The sequence below is a fragment of the Martinezella hainanensis genome (assembly GCF_900094555.1).
GTDB lineage: Bacteria > Pseudomonadota > Alphaproteobacteria > Rhizobiales > Rhizobiaceae > Rhizobium > Rhizobium hainanense.
Window position 1 is genome coordinate 151,627 of sequence record NZ_FMAC01000009.1, and the last position, 20,996, is coordinate 172,622.

Here is a 20,996-nt window from a genome sequence, read left to right on the forward strand (position 1 = left end):
CAAAGATACTGCTTCATGGCCGGATTTAAAGCGATAACGCCTCACCGGACGGAGATATCAAATGCAAAATTCGGTGCGAGGCGACCTCAGGATGCCGCTTTTTCCTGCGGATCGAGCAAGCGATGCAGGTGGACGATGAAATAACGCATGTGGGCGTTGTCAACGGTCTGCTGCGCCTTGGACTTCCACGCCGTCAGCGCGCTCGCATAATCGGGATACATGCCGACGATATCGAGCTCGTTGAGATTGCGGAACTGGACCTCTTCGAGGTTTTCCAATTCACCGCCGAAGACAAGGTGCAGGAGCTGCTTTTTGCCGCTGGTATCAGTCATTTTCGTCTCTTTCTGCTATCGTCCCCCTCCGCCCTTCATCTGCGGGATTTTGACCGAAAGGTCAACCGTCTCGTCGATGTGAAAGCTGGCGGAGAAACTCCGGTAATTGCGATGCCGATGCACCGCAAAGTTCGTCATGCGATACTTCGGCGCGATTGTAGCGCAGCGCATTGCCCGAAAGGTCCACGAGCGCGCCGCCGGCGCGTTCCAGAATGAGATCGGCAGCGGCCAGATCCCAGTCATGGGAGTTGCGCTTGACGATGGTCCCTTCGAGGCGCCCGTCCGCCACCATAGCGAGGCGATAGGCAAGCGAGGGCACGTGCTTGACCCGCTCGACCGTCTTGCGGAAATCCGGATCGAAGCCCTTCAGCATCTCCTCGCCGGTTGCCAGCCGATGAATATCGTCGCCAACCCTTTGCGAAACGCTGATCGGCTGGCCGTTCTTCAGCGCCTGCCCGTCGGCGGTCGCCACGAAGAGTTCGTCCAGCGCCGGCGCATAGAGGACACCCACCACGGGCCTGCCATCGGTGACGATGGCGACGCTGACGCACCACAGATCCAGACCCGAGAGAAAGCCTCTTGTGCCATCGATCGGATCGACGACGAAGACGGTCTCGTGCTTCAGCCGCTCGGCATCATCATCGGTTTCCTCGGAGAGCCAGCCATAATCGGGTCTGGCCGTACGCAGGGTAGCGGCAAGGCTTTCATTGGCGGCAAAATCGGCGGCACTGACCGGGGACTGGCCGTTGTTCTTCCACCAGACTTCAGGCGATTGCCGGAAGAAACCGAGAGCGATCTTGCCCGCCTGGAGCGCGGCACCGACAATCAGGTCCACATCGCTCAATTGGCCGGCCTTCTGGCTATCGATCATTCACTAATTCCAATCTCCGCTCTGTTCTCAGCGGCCCGCCAGCGTCATGCCTTCGATCGCAAGTGTCGGAGCAGCGATGCCGAAATCGCGATCGATATCGTTTGCCGGCGTGACGCGCATGAACATGTCCTTCAGGTTGGAAGCGATGGTCACCTCCGAAACAGGGAAGGTCAACTCACCATTTTCGATCCAGAAGCCGGTGGCGCCACGACTGTATTCGCCGGTGATCATGTTCACTCCCTGGCCTATCAGCTCGGTGACGTAGAAGCCCGTTCCGACATTGCGGATCAGCTCCTCGGGCGAGATATCGCCCGGCTCCAGCGCCAGGTTGGTGGAAGCGGGTGATACGGACGTGCCGCCGCGGACGCCGCGGCCATTGGTCTTCAGGCCGCCGCCGATTTCCCGCGCCGTCGCAGTCGACAGGAACCAGGATTTCAGCACGCCGTCCTCGATCATGACGAGCCGCTTGCCGGAGATACCCTCACCGTCGAAGGGGCGAGAAGACGGGCCGCGCACGATCAGCGGATCATCCGTGATCGAGAGACCTGCCTTCAGCACCTGCTGGCCCATCTTGTCGCGCAGGAAGCTGGTCTTGCGGGCGACGGAGGCGCCGTTGATGGCGCCGGCAATATGACCGACGAAGCCACGTGCCACGCGCGGATCGAACACGACGGTGACGTTCTTGTCCGTCGGAACCTGACGCGGATTGACGCGCTTGACCACGCGCTCGCCGGCGCGGCGGCCAATCTCCTCGGCAGCGTCGAGGTCGGCGAAATAGAGGCGGCTGTCGAAATCATAGTCGCGCTCCATGCCTGTACCTTCGCCGGCAATGACGCTGACGGAGCGCCCGAAGCGCGAGCCCATATAATGGCCGGCGAAGCCATGCGACGTCACAAGCACGAGGCCGCCCATGCCGGCGGAAGCGCCGGCGCCGGAAGAATTGGTGACACCGGGAACAGCGAGCGCGGCAGCCTCGGTCGCAAGCGCCGCTTCGCGCAGCTGCTGTGTAGAAACCTCGGTCGGGTCGAACAATTCGAGATCGGGATAGCTCTTGGCGAGATCCGCCTCGTCGGCGAGGCAGGCAAAGGGATCTTCGGGAGAAACCTTGGCCATGGCCACGGCACGCTCGGCAAGCGCGGTCAGATCGAAGCCGGGATTGGCCGAGACGCTGGCGACACGATTGCCGACGAAGACCCTGAGCGAGAAGTCGTCGCTCTCGGAGGATTCGGTGCCTTCGACCTTGCCGAGACGCACGCTGACGGAATGAGCCCTCGACCGCACTACGACGGCATCGGCCGCATCCGCACCGGCTTTCCGGGCGAGGTCGATCAACTGGCTGGCACGGGAAAGCAGAGTGGCGGAATCGATTTCTGAGGTCATGACTTGGCCTTTCCTTCGCGTTCCATTTATTGTGCACTACATAAAGCATCAAGGGGCGGCAAAGCCGATTCTTGTTCTAATCTCTTCACGCATGGTTGTTTATCATGGCCGCGCGTCGCAACACCGCCTGCCCCACGGAAAGAAACAGACGATGTCCGCCCCCAATACGCTTTTCACCGAAACCCTGCTGCTGCTCGGAGGTGCCGTCGTCACGGCGCCGATCTTCAAGAAACTCGGGCTCGGCACAGTGCTCGGCTATCTCGCCGCCGGCGTGGTGATCGGCCCGATCCTGCATAGCATCGGTGATAGCGAGGCCGTGCTGGCCGTCGCCGAACTCGGCGTCGTCTTCCTGCTCTTCATCATCGGTCTGGAATTGAAGCCCTCCCGCCTATGGCAGATGCGGCGCGATATTTTCGGCCTTGGCACGGCGCAGGTGGTCTTCAGCGGGCTTGCGCTGATGGTCGCATCCTATCTCGGTGGTATTGCCGGCTGGAAGGGCAGCATCATCATCGGCTTCGGCCTAGCGCTGTCCTCGACCGCCTTTGCGATGCAGATCCTCGAGCAGCAGGGCGACGTCAACACGAAATACGGCCAGCGCTCCTTCTCGGTGCTGCTGCTGCAGGATCTCGCGATCGTGCCGTTGCTGGCGCTGATCACCGTGCTCGACGGAGCGAAAGAGACCGCCAATCCGCTGCCAAGCCTCGCCATCGCCGTCGGCGCGGTTGCGGCGATGATCATCGCCGGCCGCTATCTGCTGACACCGCTCTTTCAGGTGATCGCACGCACCGGCGCGCGCGAGGCGATGATTGCCGCCGCCCTCTTCGTCGTCATGGGGTCTGCGACGCTGATGCAGCTTGCCGGGCTTTCCATGGCGATGGGCGCCTTTCTCTCCGGCGTGATGCTGGCGGAATCCTCTTATCGCCATGAGCTGGAAGCCGACATCGAGCCCTTCCGAGGCGTGCTGCTCGCCATTTTCTTCATCGCCGTTGGCCTGTCGCTGAAACTCGACGTCATCCTCGACAATTGGCTCATGATCCTGCTTGCCGTTCCCGTCATGATGGTGATCAAAGCGGTGGTGATCTATACGCTTTGTCGCGTGGCGGGTTCTGCGCACAACGATGCCATTCGCATTGCCGGATTGCTCCCGCAAGGCGGCGAATTCGGCTTCGTGCTCTTCAGCGCGGCCAGCGCCAGCAGCGGCCTCTTCTCGGCCAACACTGCCTCGATGCTGATTGCCATGGTGACGCTGTCGATGGCGTTGACGCCGCTCAGCTCCGCGCTTGCGAAGCGCCTCGTCAAGGGCGATGCACAAGAGGAGCTGGAAGAGGATTTCGAGGGCGCCGGCTCCGATGTCCTGATGATCGGCTTCTCCCGTTTCGGCCAGATCGCCGCGCAGATCCTGCTTGCGAGCGGCCGCGACGTGACCGTGATCGATTTCTCCGCCGACCGCATCCGCCAGGCATCGAGCTTCGGCTTCCGCATCTATTTCGGCGACGGCACCCGCAAGGACGTGCTGCGCTCCGCCGGCATCGACCGCGCCAAGATCGTCGTCGTGAGCACGCATCTGCGCGATGTGACCGATAAGATCGTCGAGCTCGTGCAGACGGACTATCCGCATGCGCGCATCTTCGTGCGCTCCTACGACCGCGTTCACTCGATCGAGCTGCGCCACAAGGGCGTGGATTACGAACTGCGCGAGACGCTGGAATCCGGCCTGCTCTTCGGCCGTCGCACCTTGGAAGCGCTCGGCGTCAGCGAAGCGGAAGCCTATGAGATCGGGGAGGATATCCGCAAGCGCGACGAGCAACGGCTGGTGCTGCAGGTCAGCGAAGGCCTGCAAGCCGGAACCGATATGCTCTATTCGCGCCCTGTCAAGCCTGAGCCGCTGGTCAAGCCGAAGCGGGCGGCGGAGACATACAGCGACGCCGACGATCTTGTGGCACTGCCGCAGGAAGAGCCGGAGCGGGTTTAGCCGCCTTCATTTGCTTTTGGCGCAAGACTCGCCCAGCGGCTTTTGCTGAATACTAGTTCTTCGCCGTGATAACCCGATCAAGGGCGAATTTCAGTTCATCCTTGACGCCGGCCGACATGGCGAGAATGTCGCGCGCCTTCAGGAAATCGAGGACGCCGGTGCGGCCGACGGCGGGACGCAGGAAGATTTGCGGCGCCTGCAGGCGCAGCTTCAAGGCAATATTGGACTGCATGGTGAGCTGGCCGGCACCGAACAGGCTCTCGATGCGGTTCGGAATATGCCTGCCGCCGCCCTCCGGGCCACCGACGACGTCGATACCGATGATGATATCGGCAAGCCCGGCCAGATGCTCGTAGGGAACCGGGTTCATGATGCCGCCGTCGATCATCACGCGATCTCCGAGTCTGACCGGCATGAAGACGGCCGGAATGGCAGCAGAGGCGGCAAGCACCGGAAAGAGCTCGCCCTTCTCGATCACCACTTCGGCCTGCTGATAGTAATCGGTCGCCACCACCTTGAGCGGTATATGCAATTCTGAAAAATTTTCGGGGAAGGCCGCCGGCAAAAACGTCCGGAGAATGCGTTCGAGATTGAATTGGCCGAAGCGAATGCTGCGCATGCTGACCGGCCGCAGGCTCCAGATCTTGTTGAGCACCGCAGGGCGATTGCCGACCGTTGCAAGCGTATGGTCACGGATTTCGGCACCGCTCATGCCGACCGCCATGGCCGCACCCATGATGGAGCCGATGGAGGCACCAGCAATAGCAACCGGGCGGATGCCGAGCTCGTCCAGCGCCTCTATGATATGAATATGGGCGAGACCGCGCGCACCGCCACAGCCGAAGGCAACTGCGACGCTCGGCGTGCCGGAAGCGGCGAGCGTATAGTCGCTGCCGACGAAATCAGCATAATCGCCCATGTCCTTCTCCTTCCCCCGTCAGGTCACCAGCGGCTGGTAACGGAAGAAATGCATCTTGCTGTCGCCGAAGGTCCGCTCCTCCAGAAACAGAAAATCGGGCGGCGCGGCAACGATCACGTCGGCACGCTCCTCGAGGATCGCCAAAGCGCCCGGCACCAGCCAGCCACCGGCGGCGGCGGCCGCAAAAGCCTTCTCGCCGAGCCCCTTGCCATAGGGTGGATCGGCGAAGAGAAAATCGAAAGGCTCGAGATTGCCAACGCTGCCGAGATCCGTCGCGTCACGCCGCAGCATGCGCGTGCGGCCATGCAGACCGAGCGCATCGATGTTTTCCCAGAGAAGCCCTCTGCCCTCGACGCTGCTTTCGACGAAGAGCACGTGACGGCAGCCGCGCGAGGCTGCCTCCAGCCCGACTGCGCCGGTGCCGGCAAACACATCCATCATCCGGGTGCCGTCCATGGCTTCCGGATAGGCATGGCTCAGAATATTGAACAGGCTTTCGCGCGTGCGATCCGCCGTCGGACGAATGTCGTTCGACTTCGGCGTTGCAAGCGAGCGACCGCGAAACTCACCGCCGACGATCCTCACCGCGCGTCAGCCCCTGCCGCCCTTGGGGCCGCCTCTGCCGGGGCCACCCCGACCGGAGCCGCCGCGTGGTCCGCCCGAGGGACGACCAGCGCCACCCGGTTTGCCGCCGAAGCCGCGCGAACCACCGGGCTTTCCACCCGGCTTGCCGCCGAAGGATTTACCGCCGCCCGGCTTCTTGCCAAAGGGCTTGCCGGCCGGGCGATCACCGAAGGACCGCTCGCCCTGCGGACGGTCTCCAAACGGACGATCGCCGCGGGGACGGTCGGACCGCTGTTCGCCGCCGAAAGACCTGCCGCGCGGACGCTCCTCACCCTCGGCGCGGGGCCGGCGGTCGTCACGGGGACGATCGCTGAACGGCCTGTCACCACGAGGTTTGTCGCCATAGGGACGATCGCCGCGAGGCTTGTCGCCGAAAGGCCTATCACCCCGCGCCGGACGATCACCATAGGGGCGTTCGCCACGGGGACGCTCCGAGCGTGCCTCACCCTGGAAAGACTTCGCACGGGGACGGTCGCCGCCCTCCGGCCGCGAGCCGCGTTCGCCGCGGGGGCGATCGCTGAATGGTCTATCTCCACGAGGCTTGTCACCAAAAGGACGGTCGCCACGCGGAGGACGATCGCCGAATGAGCGGTCGCCACGGGGACGGTCGGAACGCTTGCGGTCAAAGCCCTCGTCATCGCCACGCGACCGGCGCGGAGCTTCCTCGCTCGAACGAATCCATTCGCCATCGCCCTCGTCGACGCGATTGATACGAACGCGCGGGCCTTCATCCGGACGGTCGAAGCCGCCACGCTGCGGGCGTTCAGGCTCGCCACGCCGGGAGGCGGTCTTTGCATTTTTCGCAGCCTTTGCGGCCGCCTTTTCGCCGAGCGGACGGGCACCAGGCGCCATCCAGACATTGGCGCTGCGACGCGGGCCGAGCGGCTGGCGCTTCGCCTTATCGTCGTCCTTGTGACCACCATCGCGGCCGCCTTCACGGCGATCGTCGCGCTTGGCATCGCGCTTCGTATCGAGGCGGCTGAGCGCACGCTCGCGCTTGTCTTCGGGGCGCTCCCGACGCGGGCGCTCTTCCTTGGCCGTCCGAGCCGGCTTGGCGTCCGCCTCTTCGGGCTCGGCAACGGCCGGGGCGTTATAGAGCGGCGCATCGAAATTCGCCTTGGCGTCTTCGACCAGACGCGGGCCGAGCTGGTCACGCAGCGTGCGGCCGCGCACCTCGAGCACATGGCCTTCCGGCAGCTCACCGAGCTGGAACGGGCCATAGGAAATGCGGATCAGGCGGTTGACCTCGAGGCCGAGCGCGCCGAGCACGTTCTTGATTTCTCGGTTCTTGCCTTCGCGCAGGCCCATGGTGATCCAGACGTTGGACCCTTGCGTGCGGTCGAGCGTCGCGTCGATCGAGCCATAAAGCACGCCGTCGACGGCGATGCCTTCCTTCAGCTTGTCGAGAGCCTCCTGATCGATCTCGCCATGAGCGCGGACGCGATAGCGGCGCAGCCAACCAGTTGTCGGCAGTTCCAGAACGCGGGCAAGGCCACCGTCATTGGTCAGCAGCAACAAGCCTTCGGTATTGATGTCGAGGCGGCCGATCGACATGACGCGCGGCAGCTCGTCCGGCAGATTGTCGAAAACGGTCGGCCGCCCTTCCGGATCGGCATTGGTGGTCACGAGGCCGGCCGGCTTGTGATAGAGCCACAGACGCGTGCGTTCGATGCCGCGGATCGGCACGCCGTCGACTTCGATCTTGTCGGTAAGGGTCACGTTGACTACGGGCGTATCGAGCAACACGCCGTTCAGCTTGACGCGACCATCCAGGATCATGCGCTCGATATCGCGGCGCGAAGCCACGCCGGCGCGCGCCATCACCTTGGAAATGCGCTCGGCCTTTCCATCGTCGACCGTGCTCTCATCCGCAGCTTTAACGGCTGCGGCCTTTGCAGGCTTCGCGCCATCGCGTTTTACCGTCTTCTTATCGCCAGCAAAGGGTTTAGACCCAGGCCGCTTGGGCTTGTCATTCATCGTCATTTGTTGTTTGCCTGAATTTTTAACGCGTGTTCCTATCAGGTCACGCCCTTGCGGTTAAGTGGAAAAACTTGAATGGCGGCAACAAATCAATTCATGGAGCTTGCTTTGGCCGAAGCGCGCCATGCTGGAGAGCGCGGCGAAGTGCCGATCGGCGCCGTTGTCGTGCTCGACGGCAAGGTCATCGCCACAGCCGGCAACCGCACCCGCGAACTCAACGACATCACCGCACACGCCGAAATCGTCGCCATCCGCCTGGCCTGCGAGGAGCTGGGCCAGGAGCGTCTGACAGGCGCCGATCTCTACGTTACGCTGGAACCCTGTACCATGTGCGCCGCGGCCATTTCGTTCGCGCGCATCCGTCGCCTCTACTATGGCGCCGAAGATCCGAAGGGCGGCGGTATCGACAATGGCGTGCGCTTCTATCGCCAGCCGACCTGCCATCATGCGCCGGAAGTCTATTCCGGCCTCGGCGAAACAGTCTCCGCCGAGATCCTCAGAGGTTTCTTTCAAGCGAAACGTTCCGAAGACTGAAAAGCGGCGGTTTAGAGCCGCCGCTTTGAAAACTTCTTACTGGAAGGGCTTCCACCAGCTGCTGTTGCTGGTCTGCTGCGCAGCCTCGGCATCCTTCTTGCGCTTCTTTTCCTTCTTCGACTCGGGCTCGCCGAGGTCGTTGAGGGCAGCCTGATCGGCAACCTGACGATATCCCTGCGGCGGATCGATCAGATAGCGGCGCTGGTCATACGTGCCGGCCTGATCCTGGCGCGCTGCACGATAGGCGGCCGTCTGCTGGGCTTCGCTCATGTGATTCTTGCTGCTGTCGGCCTGAGCCAGCGGCGAGCGATAGTTGACGTCGTTCTTCTTCTCGTCGGCTTCCGTGGCGAGGCGCTTGCGGGCGTCTTCCGGCGATTCCAGCCAGGCCGGATTGTCCTTGCTTGCCAGCGACTGCTGCGGCGCGGTCAGAGTGTCCTTGTCGCCACCAACAACCAGGCCGGGGCGGTTCGGGTACTTTACACCCTTGTCCTTCGGCGTCGCGGCCGAAACGGAGGCGATATCGCCAAGGTCGTCCAGGAGCTGCACGCCGGCCGTCTTGTCGGTGCCGTAAGTCGGGCTGCTCAGGCAACCGGACATCGCGCCGCAGCCAACCACAAGTGCCGCCAAGCTGACGCCGACACGAACCTTATGCATCGCTCTCATGAAAACCCTTCCCAGCCATGCCGGAATAAACGTAACAGGACCCCATTAGACGGCAACTGCCGTAAAAATCGGGCCATTTTCAGGCAGCTTTTACCGGATGAACGCCGCAAAGGCAATTCACCCGGCAATTTTCTTCAGTTGACAGCGGCAAGTTCGCGCAGCGCCGCGGCATCGCGAGCCGAGACATCCGGGTATTCCGGATCGGAACCGACATCCGTGGTGATGCGCCAGGAACGGGCGCATTTGCGGCCTTCGGCGAGCTTCGGAACGACACTGACCTTGGCATCGCCATCCAGGCGGAAGGCATCCGCAGGCCCCTGTTCACCCAAGATGGTGATATCAGACGTGATGCAGATTTCCGAGAAGTCCTGACCTTCGAGCACCTTCAGCAACTCCGGATCGGCGACGTAGACGACCGGGGCGGCTTCCAGCGAAGAGCCAATGCGCTTGTCCTTGCGCTCGATTTCGAGCGCGCCGGTGACGACGCTGCGCACGGCGCGGATCTTCTTCCACTTCTCGGCCAGCGCCTCGTTCTTCCATTCCGCCGGAATGGTGACGAACTGCTCGAGATGAACCGAGACCGCCGACGGATTGCGCGACAGCCACGCCTCTTCCGTGGTGAAGGGCAGCATCGGCGCCAGCCACGTCACCATGCAGTCGAAGATCGTGCGGATGACGGCGAGCGAGGCCCGGCGGCGCAGGCTCGACGGAGCATCGCAGTAGAGCGCATCCTTGCGGACATCGAAGTAGAAGGCCGAAAGCTCGACATTGGCGAAATCGATCAGCGCGCGGGCAATGCGCTTGAAATCGAAGGCGTCGTAGCTTTCGCGCACGAGCTCATCGAGCTCGGCGAGACGGTGCAGCATCAGCTGCTCCAGCTCCGGCATGTCGGCGTAGGCGATGACTTCGCCCTTGTCGTGCGCGAGCGTGCCGAGCATCCAGCGGATGGTATTGCGCAGCTTGCGATAGGCATCGACATTGGTCTGGATGATGGCCTTGCCGACACGCAGATCTTCCGAATAGTCCGACGTCATGACCCAGAGACGGAGAATGTCGGCGCCTGCATCCTTCATCACCTCTTGCGGCGAGGTGACGTTGCCCTTGGACTTCGACATCTTTTCGCCCTTCTCATCCATGGTGAAGCCATGGGTGAGAACGGTATCGTATGGCGCGCGGCCACGCGTCGCGGCACTTTCGAGCAGCGACGAATGGAACCAGCCGCGATGCTGATCGGAGCCTTCGAGATAGAGGTCTGCCGGCCACTTGAGATCCGGGCGATCCTCGAGCGTGAAGGTGTGGGTCGAACCGGAATCGAACCACACGTCTAGGATGTCCATGACCTGTGTCCAGGGCTCGTTGGCCTTCTCACCGAGGAAGCGCGCGCGCGCGCCTTCCGCAAACCAGGCATCGGCGCCTTCCTGCTCGAAAGCCTCGAGGATGCGGTCGTTCACGCGGTCGTCCTGCAGGATGTTGCCCTGTTCGTCGACGAAGATCGCGATCGGCACGCCCCAGGCGCGCTGGCGCGAGAGGACCCAATCCGGACGCTGCTCGATCATGGCGCGCAGACGGTTCTGGCCGGCAGCGGGCACGAAGCGGGTATCGTCGATAGCCTTCAAGGCGCGCGAGCGCAGCGTCGAACCATCAGCAAGGTCCTTGTCCATGTAGACGAACCACTGCGGCGTGTTGCGGAAGATGACCGGTTTCTTCGACCGCCAGGAATGCGGATAGGAATGCTTCAGCCTGCCGCGCGCAAACAGCGTGTTCGTCTCGATCAGCGCCTTGATGACGAGATCGTTGGCATTGCCCTTCTTGCCGTTGTCGTCCATGACGCGGCCGCCTTCGAAACCGGGGGCATCGGCGGTGTAGAAGCCGGCGTCATCGACCGGGAATGGGATGGCGGACGAGATGCCACGCTTTTCGAGGTCGCGGGCATGCGACATCCAGGCGTCAAAGTCCTCACGGCCGTGGCTGGGTGCGGTATGCACGAAGCCCGTACCGGCATCATCGGTGACGTGATCGCCATCGAGCAGCGGCACCTTGAAGCCGTAACCGAGCGAAGCCAGCGGGTGCGCGCAGGTGAGCGCGGCCAGATCGGCAGCGGTCACATCGCCGAGACGCTTGTACTGCAGCTTGGCCTTGGCGAAGGATTCTTCGGCGAGCTTGTCAGCGAAGATCAGCTTCTCGCCGGAGCGCGGACCGAAATCATTGGCAGCTTCCGTGATTTCGTAAAGCCCGTAGGACACGCGCGAGGAATAGGCGATCGCGCGGTTGCCGGGGATCGTCCAGGGCGTGGTCGTCCAGATGACGACGAAGGCGCCGGCAAGATGCGCAGCACCCTCAGCCACCGGGAACTTCACCCAGATCATGTCGCTCTCGACATCGGCATATTCGACTTCGGCTTCCGCCAGAGCGGTACGCTCAACCACCGACCACATGACCGGCTTGGAGCCGCGATAAAGCTGACCCGTGCGGGCGATCTTCAGAAGCTCGCCGGCGATGCGGGATTCCGCATGGAAGTTCATGGTCAGATAGGGATTGTCGAAATCACCGGTGATGCCGAGGCGCTTGAACTCCTCGGATTGGATCTTGATCCAGCCGGCGGCAAAGTCGCGGCATTCCTGGCGAAACTCGTTCACCGGAACCTCGTCCTTGTTCTTGCCCTTCTCGCGGTACTTTTCCTCGATCTTCCATTCGATCGGCAGGCCGTGGCAATCCCAGCCGGGAACGTAGTTGCTGTCATAGCCGCGCATCTGGAACGAGCGGGTGATGACGTCCTTGAGGATCTTGTTCAGCGCATGGCCGATGTGGATGTGGCCGTTGGCATAGGGAGGGCCGTCGTGCAAAACGAATTTTTCGCGGCCCGCAGCGGAAGAGCGCAGTTGTCTGTAGAGGTTCATTTCCTCCCAGCGCTTCACCAGTTCCGGCTCCTTTTGCGGCAGGCCGGCGCGCATCGGAAAGTCGGTTTCCGGCAGGTAAAGGGTCTTGGAGTAATCCATCTTTTCAGCGGTATCGGTCATAGTCGTGACAATTGCCTCGGTGTCTCGGGCGTCTTGCGCCTGAACTGGCGCAGCCATATTGGGATTTTTCGGCGGCGGAAAGCGTCTCTTGAGCGAAACGCCAAAAACCCGGACCTTCCGGCAGCTTACAGCGCGCGGAAGGCCGGGCCAATAATTCGTATCGATAGGCTCAGCCGAAATTGGGTCATAGTCGCCGGTTCATAGGCGCTTTTTCCAAGAAAAGGAAGAGGAAACAGGCCCGCCGGCGCACAGAAAAGCCGCGGACGTTTCCGCCCGCGGCCGATGGGATATTGCCTCGATCAGGCGCGTGCCGTCGCCCGCGCCGGCATGACGGCGTTGAGGATCACCGACACGACGATGTTTGCGGCAAGCGCCAGCAGCCCGGTGTAGACCGTGAAGCTTACGTCTCCGAGCGCGACCGCATGCAATGGCTTCCAGCCGGCATCCCAGACGAGATAGGTGCCGCCAAAGAAGCCGACGGCCCAACCGGCAAGCAGAGCCGGCGCGCGGAACCACTTGGTGTAGAGGCCGAAGACCAGGGCCGGCAGCGTCTGCAATATCCAGATGCCGCCCAAAAGCTGCAGATCGAGCGCGAACTGCGTCGGCAGGAAGATGATGACGAGAAGCGCGCCGACCTTGACGACGAGCGAGGTCATCTTGGCAACCTTAGCCTCGCCAGCATCGGAAACCTGCGGATCGACATAGGCTTTCCAGAAGTTACGGGTGAAGAGGTTGGCAGCGCCAATGCTCATCACGGCCGCAGGAACGAGCGCGCCGATGGCGATGGCCGCGAAGGCGAAGCCCGCAAACCAGCTCGAGAACAGGGTCTGGAACAGAGCCGGCACCACGTCATTGGCGCTGTCCAGCTTCAGATTTGCCGCGTGGCCCATATAGCCGAGCAGTGCCAGCAGACCGAGCAGCAGTGTATAGGCCGGCAGCAGCACCGCATTCTTGCGGATGGTATTGCCACTGTTGGACGCGAAGATGCCGGTGAGCGTATGCGGATACATGAAGGCCGCGAGCGCCGAACCGAGCGCCAATGTCGCATAAGCGACGTACTGGTTGCCGCCGAGCAAAAGACTACCCGCCCCCTTGGCCTTGAAATCCGCATCGGCCGCCGCAAAGACATTGGCATAGCCGCCGAGTTTCGCCGGAATGAGCGCTATGGCCGCAATCACCACGATGTAGATCATGATGTCCTTGACGAAGGCGATCAGCGCCGGGGCGCGAAGGCCGGCCGAATAGGTGTAGAGCGCCAGGATGATGAAGGCGACTGCGAGCGGCAGTTCGCCATGAAGCCCGAGCGCCTTGAATACCGCCGTCATGCCGACGAGCTGCAGGGCGATGTAGGGCATCGTCGCGATCACGCCTGTCAGAGCGACCGCCAGCTCCAGCGCCCGTGAGCCATATTGACCGTGGACGATGTCGCCCGCGGTGACGTAGCCGTGATCCTTGGCGCGCCTCCAGAGAAGCGGCATGACCATGAAGACGAAGGGATAGACGACGATCGTATAGGGCAGCGCGAAGAAGCCATAGGCGCCGACCGTATAGACCAGCGCCGGGACGGCGATGACAGTATAAGCGGTGTAAAAGTCGCCGCCGACGAGGAACCAGGTGATCCAGGTACCGAAGGTGCGGCCGCCGAGGCCCCATTCGTCGATATGGGCAAGGGTCTTCGGCCTGCGCCAGCGTGCAGCGACAAAGCCCATGACGGTCACGAGCGCCAGGAAGAAGATGAAGACGGAGAGCGCGGTCGGATCGATATCAGTCATCATGGCGCATGCTCCGGTAGGCGATCCATGTCAGGATTGCCGTGATCGGCACCCAGGCCAGCTGATACCAGTAGAAGAAGGGGAAACCCAACAGCACAGGATCGTGGCTGTTGTAGAATGGAACCCAAAGCAAGCCTATGTAGGGAATGACGAGCAGCCAGCAGGCCGCCGTCCCAAAGCGTTTGTCCATGTCCGATACCTCTCACGCGGTGTCTGCGCGCCACCTTGTTGCAGTTGTCAGAGTGGAAGGGGTGCGTCGATCCGCGATTGCAATGAGCGCCCAAGGGCCGAAGCCGATGAGCTTTGGCTATGCAGAGCCAGACCAACGAATATGAATTCCTCCCAACGGCCCGCCTGCGGGCAGCCGCTGATAAAGTCCTACGGCGAGTCTGCTGGCCGAACAAGATATTAGCTGATGCGAAATCGTCGAGCCTACCCAGAAGTGGGTAGACGGGCGTTACAACGCCGTGGTTGCGATGCCGTGGTCGAGGGCGTAACGGATCAGGCCGGCCGTCGTTGCGATGCCTAGCTTCTTCTTCAAATTCTTGCGATGCGTTTCCGCCGTAGCAGGCGTGATCTGAAGTTCCTCGGCAATCTCACGATTGCTCCTGCCTGTAACGATCAAGCCCAGAATGTGACGCTCACGGGGTGTCAGAGGGTCGGCCTCTTTTTGCAGCGCGTCCGCCACCAAGATGTCGCGAACGCCTGACGAGAAATAAGTTCCACCGGCCGCTACGGTTTCGATAGCGCGGACGACTTCGTCGGTCGAAACGTCCTTGAGGATATATCCGACGGCACCGCGCATGATCGACGAGGAGATGTATTCGCGGCTGTCATGCATGGAGAGCATCACGATCCGCGTCTCCGGAAGCTCCTGGCGAAAGAGTTCTATCGCATCGATGCCGCTCAGCTTCGGCATGTTGATGTCCATCAAGGTCACTTGTGGCAGTGTCCGCCGACCGACCTCCAGGCCGCTTTGCGCAAGGCTTGCCGTCCCAACTACCTCTATGTGGTCGAAAGTCTCCAGCACGGCTTTCAGTCCGTCCAGCACCACGGGGTGATTGTCGATCAGCAGAACGCTGATCCTGCCTCTGCTCATGCCGCATCCACCTTTGCTCTTGGCGAGGCATTGGCCGATTTCGGCAGCATCGCAATAAGCGTCGTGCCACCGGCCGTGCTTTGAACGAGAAGCAGGCCACGGAAATGCGCCATCCGTTCCTGCATGTTTCTAAGCCCGAGCCCGCCCTTGCCGTCACCGGCGCCTTCAAAACCAGTACCATTGTCTGAAATCCTCAAGCGCGCCCGCCCCCGATCATTCCAAAGTTTGATCGCAAGACGCGTGGCACCGGAATGACGTTCGACGTTGTTCAAGGCTTCCTGGGCGACACGGTAGAGCGCTGTATTGGCTTCGGGCTTCAGCAGGCTAGTGAAGCCCGAAGCCTCGATCTCGGTTGCGATCCCGGTCCGCTCACCGAAATTGTTCGCAAGTGCGGTGAGTGCGGCCGTCAAGCCGAGATCATCGAGCACGCGGGGGCGGAGATCATGCGAAAGTCGCCTGATGTCCTTGATCGCGCTGTTAAGGGTATCGATACCCTTCTCGATCGTCGTGGCGGCATCGTCGACCTGGTTTCGCACCTTGCGGTTGGCGAGATCCATGATGTAGCGCACGCCAAGGAGATTCTGCGATACACCGTCGTGCAATTCGCGGGCAAGACGGGCGCGCTCCTCCTCCTGCGTATCGATCACTCTTTGCGTCAACTCCTTGAGCCGGCCATCGGCCATCCTTCGCTCACGGAACGTCAACAGCATGCAGGTCGTGAAGACGACCAGAACTGCAGGAACGGCAATGAGTGTGACGACGATGAAGGTTCCCTTTATGTTTGCCCGCATGGCGGTGTTGGCCGCCGCGGTCTGGGTGAAAATATCGTCCAGATAGACACCGGTTCCGACGACCCAGTGCCATTTATCAAGGCCGACGACGAATGAGAGCTTATCGGCCATGCGGCCGGTGGAGGGCTTCTCCCATTTGTACTGGTGCAGGCCCCCGCCGGCTTTTGCCGTCTTGATGAGCTCCGCGATGACCCTGTCCCCGTCCGGATCGGTCAAATCGAGCCAATTGCGCCCGTTTCGAAAACCCTCGCGCGGATGAACAATGTTGTTCCCATCATAATCGTAGACAAAAAAGTATCCGTCCGGGCCATAGTCAAGGGAGGTCAGGATCTCGGCTACCTTATCCTTCGCAGCCTGATCGTCCGGCGCGGCGTCCCGATAGGTCGCCTGAATCGCCGAGACAGCGAGGTCTGTCAGGTTAACGATTTCCGTTTCCTTTGCCTTCAGCATGTTCTGTTCGAAGGTCTCGATATTGTTCTTGGTAAGATTGGCCGACTGCCAGGTAATGAAGGCCGTGATTGCCAGGATCGAGATAACGAGAGGCGCAAGCGCGAGCGCAATAATCTGATTGCGTAATGTCAACGATTACTCCTCCCAAGAACCGGCGCAGAAGAATGGCCCTTGTCGGACACGAATTCAACAGCTTGCCAGCGGTGTTGATGCACACCCGCAATCGGAGAGTTCCCTCGAAACGGCAAGGTGCCGTATTCGAACGGCAGCCACTTGGGAAATATCAGTCGAAGGCGATGATGCGATCGAGCTCGCCGAGCGGCTGGACGCCGGCGAGCAGCGCACGCGCCTCGTCCTCATCCTTGCGGATCTGCGCGACCAGCGGGTCCAGACCGTCGAACTTCAGTTCGGGGCGGAGATAGCCAAAGAAGGACACCGAACAGACCTGGCCGTAGAGATCGCCACTGAAATCGAAGACGAAGGTCTCGAGCAGCGGCGCGCCATTATCGGTCACCGTCGGGCGCCGGCCGTAGCTGGCAACGCCATCGCGGATGACGCCATCGGCCGTTCGGAAGCGAACAGCGTAAATGCCTGCCCTCAGCGATATCTCAGACGGAAGCTGCATGTTTGCCGTGGGGAAACCGAGCGTGCGGCCGAGCTTCTCACCGCCGATGACAGGCGCCTGAACGGTATAGCGATAGCCAAGCAGTCCGGCGGCCTGCGCCACATCGCCCTCGGCGAGCAGCGTACGGATACGACTCGACGAGATGACCTCGGTGTTTTCGTCGCGGAAGGCATCGATCAGCGTCACGCCGAAGCCGTTATGGCTGCCGGCATTCATCAGGAAGGCCGGACCACCCTGACGATCATGGCCGAAATGGAAATCGAAGCCGGTGACGACTTCGGAAGCATGCAGCCAGTCGATCAGGATCGAATGAACGAACTCGTCCGCCGAGCGCTGGGAGAAAGTGCGATCAAAGGGATATTCGATGACGGCGTTGAAGCCGAAGGCCTCGAGCAGCCGCGCCCGCAACGGTGCCGGGGTCAGGCGGAAGACGGGCTGATCAGGCTTGAAGACGGTTCGCGGATGCGGCTCGAAGGTCAGCACCAGAGCCGGAACACCGCGTTCCCTGGCGATCTCCAACGCACGCGTCAGCACGGACTGATGGCCGCGATGCACGCCGTCGAAATTGCCGATGGCGACCACGCCGCCCTTCAAGGCGTCGGGAAGCGGCTCGCGGGTTTCGTTGCGATGGAAAACGGTCATCGTCTGCCACTCTCCTCAGACAAGGCGCGGCATCCACCACTTCGGCGAGGCTTGCTCGCGCGCCAGGAAGGCGCCGAGTGCTGCCTCATCCGTGTGTCCCTCGACGACATATTCGCGGGCGTGGATGCCATGGCTGATATAAAGAAGATCGAGACCGTAATCGAGCGCCCCGCGCACGTCGGTCGGCATGCCGTCACCGATCGCAACCACGCGCGACAGCGGAAATTCGCTTTTGACCTCGCGAGCCGCGGCAATCGCCGCATCATAGATCGGCTGGTGCGGCTTGCCGGCGATGCGCGTCTGGCCGCCGAGCCGCTCGTAATAGGCAGCCATGGTGCCGGCGCAGGGGATCATGCGATGGCCGCGCTCGACCACGAGATCCGGATTGGCGCAGATGAGCGGCACGTTGCGGGCGGACCAGGCCGTCAGCATATCGGTGTAGTCGTCAGGTGTCTCAGTCTCGTCGTCGAAGAAGCCGGTGCAGACGATGCTTTCGGCCTCGCCGGCGTCGACACGCTGAACGTCAAGGCCTTCGAGGATGCCGATATCGCGTTCCGGCCCGAGCAGGAACACCTTCTTCGGCCCCTCGGCAATCAGCTTGCGGGTGACGTCGCCCGAGGTGATGATGCGGTCGTAGACGCTGTCGGGAACACCAATCGCCCGCAGCTGCTCGACCACTTTGGGAGCGACGCGCGGAGAATTGGTGATGAGGACGACCGCAAGGCCTTCGCCGCGGGCCGCTTCGAGCGCGATGGAGGCTTCCTTATAGGCCGTGACACCGTTATGGAGCACGCCCCAGACATCGCAGAGCGCAACATCATAAAGTCCGCCGATGTCGCGAAAGCTCTCGATCCGTTTGCCCATGCCGTCCTCGCATCAAATAAATCACGGGCTGACATCGCAAACCGGCCGGCAAATTACAAGAGCGGCCCGTAAGGTTTTTGCATCGCACAAGCCCCGAGTAGCAGGCATAGACAGGGTCGGCGGGCGGCAAAGTGAGGTGGCGAAGGAAGCGGATTGATGGTCCCGAAACGGTGCTGTCACGCCCTTCTTCACGAGATCAAAATGAGGGACTCTTTGCAACGATATGCTACGTGGGATCGCCGTGGACGTTAATCATCCCCCAAACAAGCCGATGCGCGCCGCAAAAAATTCACAGTGCTGTTCTTGACTCGTCCGGAAGCCACCCCTAAATCACGGTCGCTAGCACTCTCGGATGATGAGTGCTAACAAAGTCCATACGGATCCCCCGCTGATCCGTGAATGTCATTTGATCGAGGGATTAGACAATGGCAAGCACCAATTTCCGCCCCCTTCATGACCGCGTCGTCGTTCGTCGCGTCGAGTCGGAAGAAAAGACCAAGGGTGGCATCATCATTCCCGATACCGCCAAGGAAAAGCCGCAGGAAGGCGAAATCGTCGCCGTCGGTTCTGGCGCTCGTGATGAGTCAGGCAAGGTCGTAGCACTCGACGTCAAGGTTGGCGATCGCGTTCTGTTCGGCAAGTGGTCCGGCACCGAAGTCAAGCTCAACGGCGAAGACCTTCTGATCATGAAGGAAGCCGACATCATGGGCATCATCGGCTAATCAGCCGGTTCCCTTTTCCGATACAGCTGACGGGCGACAAGCCCGGAAAACGCGAATTCAGGAGTTTCAAACATGGCAGCTAAAGAAGTAAAATTCGGCCGCAGCGCCCGCGAAAAGATGCTTCGTGGCGTCGATATCCTCGCTGACGCAGTAAAGGTCACGCTCGGCCCGAAGGGTCGTAACGTCGTTATCGACAAGTCCTTCGGCGCTCCGCGCATCACCAAGGACGGCGTTTCCGTCGCCAAGGAAATCGAACTCGAAGACAAGTTCGAAAACATGGGCGCCCAGATGGTCCGCGAAGTTGCTTCGAAGACCAACGACGTCGCCGGTGACGGCACCACCACTGCAACCGTTCTGGCCCAGGCGATCGTTCGCGAAGGCGCCAAGGCTGTTGCAGCCGGCATGAACCCGATGGACCTGAAGCGCGGCATCGACCTCGCCGTTGCAGAAGTCGTCAAGGATCTCCAGGCCAAGGCCAAGAAGATCAACACCTCGGAAGAAGTCGCCCAGGTCGGCACGATCTCCGCAAACGGCGAAAAGCAGATCGGTCTCGATATTGCTGAAGCCATGCAGAAGGTTGGCAACGAAGGCGTCATCACGGTTGAAGAAGCCAAGACCGCCGAAACCGAACTCGAAGTCGTCGAAGGCATGCAGTTCGACCGCGGCTACCTCAGCCCCTACTTCGTAACCAACCCGGAAAAGATGATCGCCGACCTCGAAGACGCGTTCATCCTGCTCCACGAGAAGAAGCTCTCGAACCTGCAGGCCATGCTTCCGGTTCTCGAAGCCGTCGTTCAGACCGGCAAGCCGCTCCTCATCATCGCTGAAGACGTCGAAGGCGAAGCTCTTGCGACCCTCGTCGTCAACAAGCTGCGCGGCGGCCTGAAGATCGCTGCCGTCAAGGCTCCTGGCTTCGGCGACCGCCGCAAGGCCATGCTGGAAGACATCGCCATCCTGACGGGCGGCACTGTCATCTCCGAAGACCTCGGCATCAAGCTCGAGTCCGTTACCCTCGACATGCTCGGCCGTTCCAAGAAGGTTTCGATCTCCAAGGAAAACACCACGATCGTCGACGGCGCTGGCGCCAAGTCCGACATCGAAGGCCGCGTTGCCCAGATCAAGGCTCAGATCGAAGAAACCACCTCCGACTACGACCGCGAAAAGCTGCAGGAACGTCTTGCCAAGCTCGCTGGCGGCGTTGCCGTGATCCGCGTTGGCGGTTCGACGGAAGTCGAAGTGAAGGAAAAGAAGGACCGCATCGACGACGCTCTCAACGCGACGCGCGCTGCTGTTCAGGAAGGCATCGTACCGGGCGGCGGTATCGCTCTCCTGCGTTCTTCCACGAAGATCACCGCCAAGGGTGAAAACCAGGATCAGGAAGCCGGCGTCAACATCGTTCGCCGCGCCCTGCAGTCGCTGGTTCGCCAGATCGCTGAAAACGCTGGTGACGAAGCTTCGATCGTTGTCGGCAAGGTTCTCGAAAAGAACGAAGACAACTACGGCTACAACGCCCAGACGTCTGAATTCGGCGACATGATCGCCATGGGCATCGTCGACCCGGTCAAGGTTGTTCGTACGGCTCTGCAGAACGCAGCTTCGGTTGCTTCGCTGCTGATCACCACCGAAGCCATGATCGCTGAACTGCCGAAGAAGGATGCCCCTGCTGGCATGCCGGGCGGCATGGGCGGCATGGGCGGCATGGACATGATGTGATAGGCCAACGGCCTAATCACAGGAAT

18 protein-coding genes are annotated in these 20,996 nt (G+C 61.5%); 4 read left to right on the forward strand and 14 right to left on the reverse strand.

The annotated features are described in order from the left end of the window. Nucleotides 1–86 precede the first annotated feature (86 nt). From GA0061100_RS25525 to GA0061100_RS25535, 3 genes are all read right to left on the reverse strand, one after another. Nucleotides 87–332 carry a DUF4170 domain-containing protein gene (locus GA0061100_RS25525; RefSeq protein ID WP_034508466.1) on the reverse strand — a complete coding sequence of 82 codons (246 nt, stop codon included), beginning with the start codon at nt 330–332 and terminating at the stop codon, nt 87–89. A gap of 61 nt (nt 333–393) precedes the next feature. Then, nucleotides 394–1,203 (reverse strand): 3'(2'),5'-bisphosphate nucleotidase CysQ, encoded by an 810-nt coding sequence (locus GA0061100_RS25530; RefSeq protein WP_075855633.1) that lies wholly within the window; start codon nt 1,201–1,203, stop codon nt 394–396. A 27-nt stretch (nt 1,204–1,230) separates the two neighbouring features. Then, nucleotides 1,231–2,583 (reverse strand): TldD/PmbA family protein, encoded by a 1,353-nt coding sequence (locus tag GA0061100_RS25535; RefSeq protein ID WP_075855634.1) that lies wholly within the window; start codon nt 2,581–2,583, stop codon nt 1,231–1,233. 151 nt (nt 2,584–2,734) lie between these two features. Between GA0061100_RS25535 and GA0061100_RS25540 the strand changes: the two genes are divergently transcribed. Beyond that, nucleotides 2,735–4,555: a monovalent cation:proton antiporter-2 (CPA2) family protein gene (locus tag GA0061100_RS25540; protein ID WP_075855635.1), complete on the forward strand. Its 1,821-nt coding sequence runs from the start codon at nt 2,735–2,737 to the stop codon at nt 4,553–4,555. Between the two features lie 52 nt (nt 4,556–4,607). Here the strand turns inward: GA0061100_RS25540 and GA0061100_RS25545 are convergent, their stop codons facing one another. Genes GA0061100_RS25545 through GA0061100_RS25555 form a run of 3 tightly spaced genes read right to left on the reverse strand, consistent with a single transcriptional unit; the run spans nt 4,608 to nt 8,081 of the window. Continuing rightward, complete coding sequence (locus GA0061100_RS25545; RefSeq protein ID WP_075855636.1) at nt 4,608–5,474, reverse strand: patatin-like phospholipase family protein; 867 nt, start codon at nt 5,472–5,474, stop codon at nt 4,608–4,610. 18 nt (nt 5,475–5,492) lie between these two features. After that, nucleotides 5,493–6,059, reverse strand: a complete 567-nt coding sequence (gene rsmD / locus GA0061100_RS25550) for a 16S rRNA (guanine(966)-N(2))-methyltransferase RsmD (protein ID WP_075855637.1) — start codon at nt 6,057–6,059, stop codon at nt 5,493–5,495. Nucleotides 6,060–6,065: 6 nt separating this feature from the next. Continuing rightward, nucleotides 6,066–8,081, reverse strand: coding sequence for a pseudouridine synthase (locus GA0061100_RS25555; protein ID WP_143525534.1), 2,016 nt, complete (start codon nt 8,079–8,081; stop codon nt 6,066–6,068). Nucleotides 8,082–8,153: 72 nt separating this feature from the next. Here GA0061100_RS25555 and GA0061100_RS25560 point away from each other — a divergent pair, with 72 nt between their 5' ends. Further along, on the forward strand, nt 8,154–8,612 hold the full coding sequence (locus GA0061100_RS25560) for a nucleoside deaminase (RefSeq protein ID WP_075855638.1): 459 nt from the start codon (nt 8,154–8,156) through the stop codon (nt 8,610–8,612). 36 nt (nt 8,613–8,648) lie between these two features. Here the strand turns inward: GA0061100_RS25560 and GA0061100_RS25565 are convergent, their stop codons facing one another. The 8 genes from GA0061100_RS25565 to GA0061100_RS25600 form a co-directional block, all read right to left on the reverse strand. After that, entirely contained in the window at nt 8,649–9,275 is a 627-nt protein-coding gene (locus tag GA0061100_RS25565; RefSeq protein WP_075855639.1) for a hypothetical protein, read from the reverse strand. 134 nt (nt 9,276–9,409) lie between these two features. Further along, nucleotides 9,410–12,292: an isoleucine--tRNA ligase gene (ileS, locus tag GA0061100_RS25570; protein ID WP_075855640.1), complete on the reverse strand. Its 2,883-nt coding sequence runs from the start codon at nt 12,290–12,292 to the stop codon at nt 9,410–9,412. A 299-nt stretch (nt 12,293–12,591) separates the two neighbouring features. Beyond that, the gene (gene mctP / locus GA0061100_RS25575) at nt 12,592–14,067 is read right to left on the reverse strand and encodes a monocarboxylate uptake permease MctP (protein ID WP_075855641.1); all 1,476 of its coding nucleotides are present in this window, start codon (nt 14,065–14,067) and stop codon (nt 12,592–12,594) included. Further along, the gene (locus tag GA0061100_RS25580) at nt 14,057–14,254 is read right to left on the reverse strand and encodes a DUF3311 domain-containing protein (RefSeq protein ID WP_047627888.1); all 198 of its coding nucleotides are present in this window, start codon (nt 14,252–14,254) and stop codon (nt 14,057–14,059) included. Before GA0061100_RS25580 ends, mctP begins: the two co-directional genes overlap by 11 nt. A gap of 267 nt (nt 14,255–14,521) precedes the next feature. Continuing rightward, nucleotides 14,522–15,163, reverse strand: a complete 642-nt coding sequence (gene mctR / locus GA0061100_RS25585) for a two-component system response regulator MctR (RefSeq protein WP_075855642.1) — start codon at nt 15,161–15,163, stop codon at nt 14,522–14,524. After that, nucleotides 15,160–16,536, reverse strand: coding sequence for a two-component system sensor histidine kinase MctS (gene mctS, locus GA0061100_RS25590; RefSeq protein WP_075855643.1), 1,377 nt, complete (start codon nt 16,534–16,536; stop codon nt 15,160–15,162). The genes mctR and mctS overlap by 4 nt, the downstream gene beginning before the upstream one ends. Before the next feature lie 151 nt (nt 16,537–16,687). Beyond that, nucleotides 16,688–17,671 carry a bifunctional riboflavin kinase/FAD synthetase gene (locus tag GA0061100_RS25595; RefSeq protein WP_075855644.1) on the reverse strand — a complete coding sequence of 328 codons (984 nt, stop codon included), beginning with the start codon at nt 17,669–17,671 and terminating at the stop codon, nt 16,688–16,690. 15 nt (nt 17,672–17,686) lie between these two features. Continuing rightward, nucleotides 17,687–18,535 (reverse strand): TIGR01459 family HAD-type hydrolase, encoded by an 849-nt coding sequence (locus tag GA0061100_RS25600; RefSeq protein ID WP_075855645.1) that lies wholly within the window; start codon nt 18,533–18,535, stop codon nt 17,687–17,689. 425 nt (nt 18,536–18,960) lie between these two features. Between GA0061100_RS25600 and groES the strand changes: the two genes are divergently transcribed. Continuing rightward, nucleotides 18,961–19,257, forward strand: a complete 297-nt coding sequence (gene groES / locus GA0061100_RS25605; RefSeq protein WP_004109735.1) for a co-chaperone GroES — start codon at nt 18,961–18,963, stop codon at nt 19,255–19,257. A gap of 72 nt (nt 19,258–19,329) precedes the next feature. Further along, nucleotides 19,330–20,970, forward strand: coding sequence for a chaperonin GroEL (groL, locus tag GA0061100_RS25610; RefSeq protein ID WP_075855646.1), 1,641 nt, complete (start codon nt 19,330–19,332; stop codon nt 20,968–20,970). Nucleotides 20,971–20,996: the final 26 nt, after the last annotated feature.

Excerpts from the sequence above, each read along its gene's own strand:
- GA0061100_RS25530 (WP_075855633.1), bottom strand. The coding sequence starts at position 1,203 with ATGATCGATAGCCAGAAGGCCGGCCAATTGAGCGATGTGGACCTGATT.
- GA0061100_RS25555 (WP_143525534.1), bottom strand. The coding sequence starts at position 8,081 with ATGACGATGAATGACAAGCCCAAGCGGCCTGGGTCTAAACCCTTTGCT.
- GA0061100_RS25565 (WP_075855639.1), bottom strand. The coding sequence starts at position 9,275 with ATGAGAGCGATGCATAAGGTTCGTGTCGGCGTCAGCTTGGCGGCACTT.
- mctR (WP_075855642.1), bottom strand. The coding sequence starts at position 15,163 with ATGAGCAGAGGCAGGATCAGCGTTCTGCTGATCGACAATCACCCCGTG.
- GA0061100_RS25600 (WP_075855645.1), bottom strand. The coding sequence starts at position 18,535 with ATGGGCAAACGGATCGAGAGCTTTCGCGACATCGGCGGACTTTATGAT.
- GA0061100_RS25560 (WP_075855638.1), top strand. The coding sequence starts at position 8,154 with ATGGCGGCAACAAATCAATTCATGGAGCTTGCTTTGGCCGAAGCGCGC.
- GA0061100_RS25580 (WP_047627888.1), bottom strand. The coding sequence starts at position 14,254 with ATGGACAAACGCTTTGGGACGGCGGCCTGCTGGCTGCTCGTCATTCCC.
- mctP (WP_075855641.1), bottom strand. The coding sequence starts at position 14,067 with ATGATGACTGATATCGATCCGACCGCGCTCTCCGTCTTCATCTTCTTC.
- groES (WP_004109735.1), top strand. The coding sequence starts at position 18,961 with ATGGCAAGCACCAATTTCCGCCCCCTTCATGACCGCGTCGTCGTTCGT.
- GA0061100_RS25525 (WP_034508466.1), bottom strand. The coding sequence starts at position 332 with ATGACTGATACCAGCGGCAAAAAGCAGCTCCTGCACCTTGTCTTCGGC.
- groL (WP_075855646.1), top strand. The coding sequence starts at position 19,330 with ATGGCAGCTAAAGAAGTAAAATTCGGCCGCAGCGCCCGCGAAAAGATG.
- GA0061100_RS25545 (WP_075855636.1), bottom strand. The coding sequence starts at position 5,474 with ATGGGCGATTATGCTGATTTCGTCGGCAGCGACTATACGCTCGCCGCT.
- GA0061100_RS25595 (WP_075855644.1), bottom strand. The coding sequence starts at position 17,671 with ATGACCGTTTTCCATCGCAACGAAACCCGCGAGCCGCTTCCCGACGCC.
- GA0061100_RS25540 (WP_075855635.1), top strand. The coding sequence starts at position 2,735 with ATGTCCGCCCCCAATACGCTTTTCACCGAAACCCTGCTGCTGCTCGGA.
- GA0061100_RS25535 (WP_075855634.1), bottom strand. The coding sequence starts at position 2,583 with ATGACCTCAGAAATCGATTCCGCCACTCTGCTTTCCCGTGCCAGCCAG.
- ileS (WP_075855640.1), bottom strand. The coding sequence starts at position 12,292 with ATGACCGATACCGCTGAAAAGATGGATTACTCCAAGACCCTTTACCTG.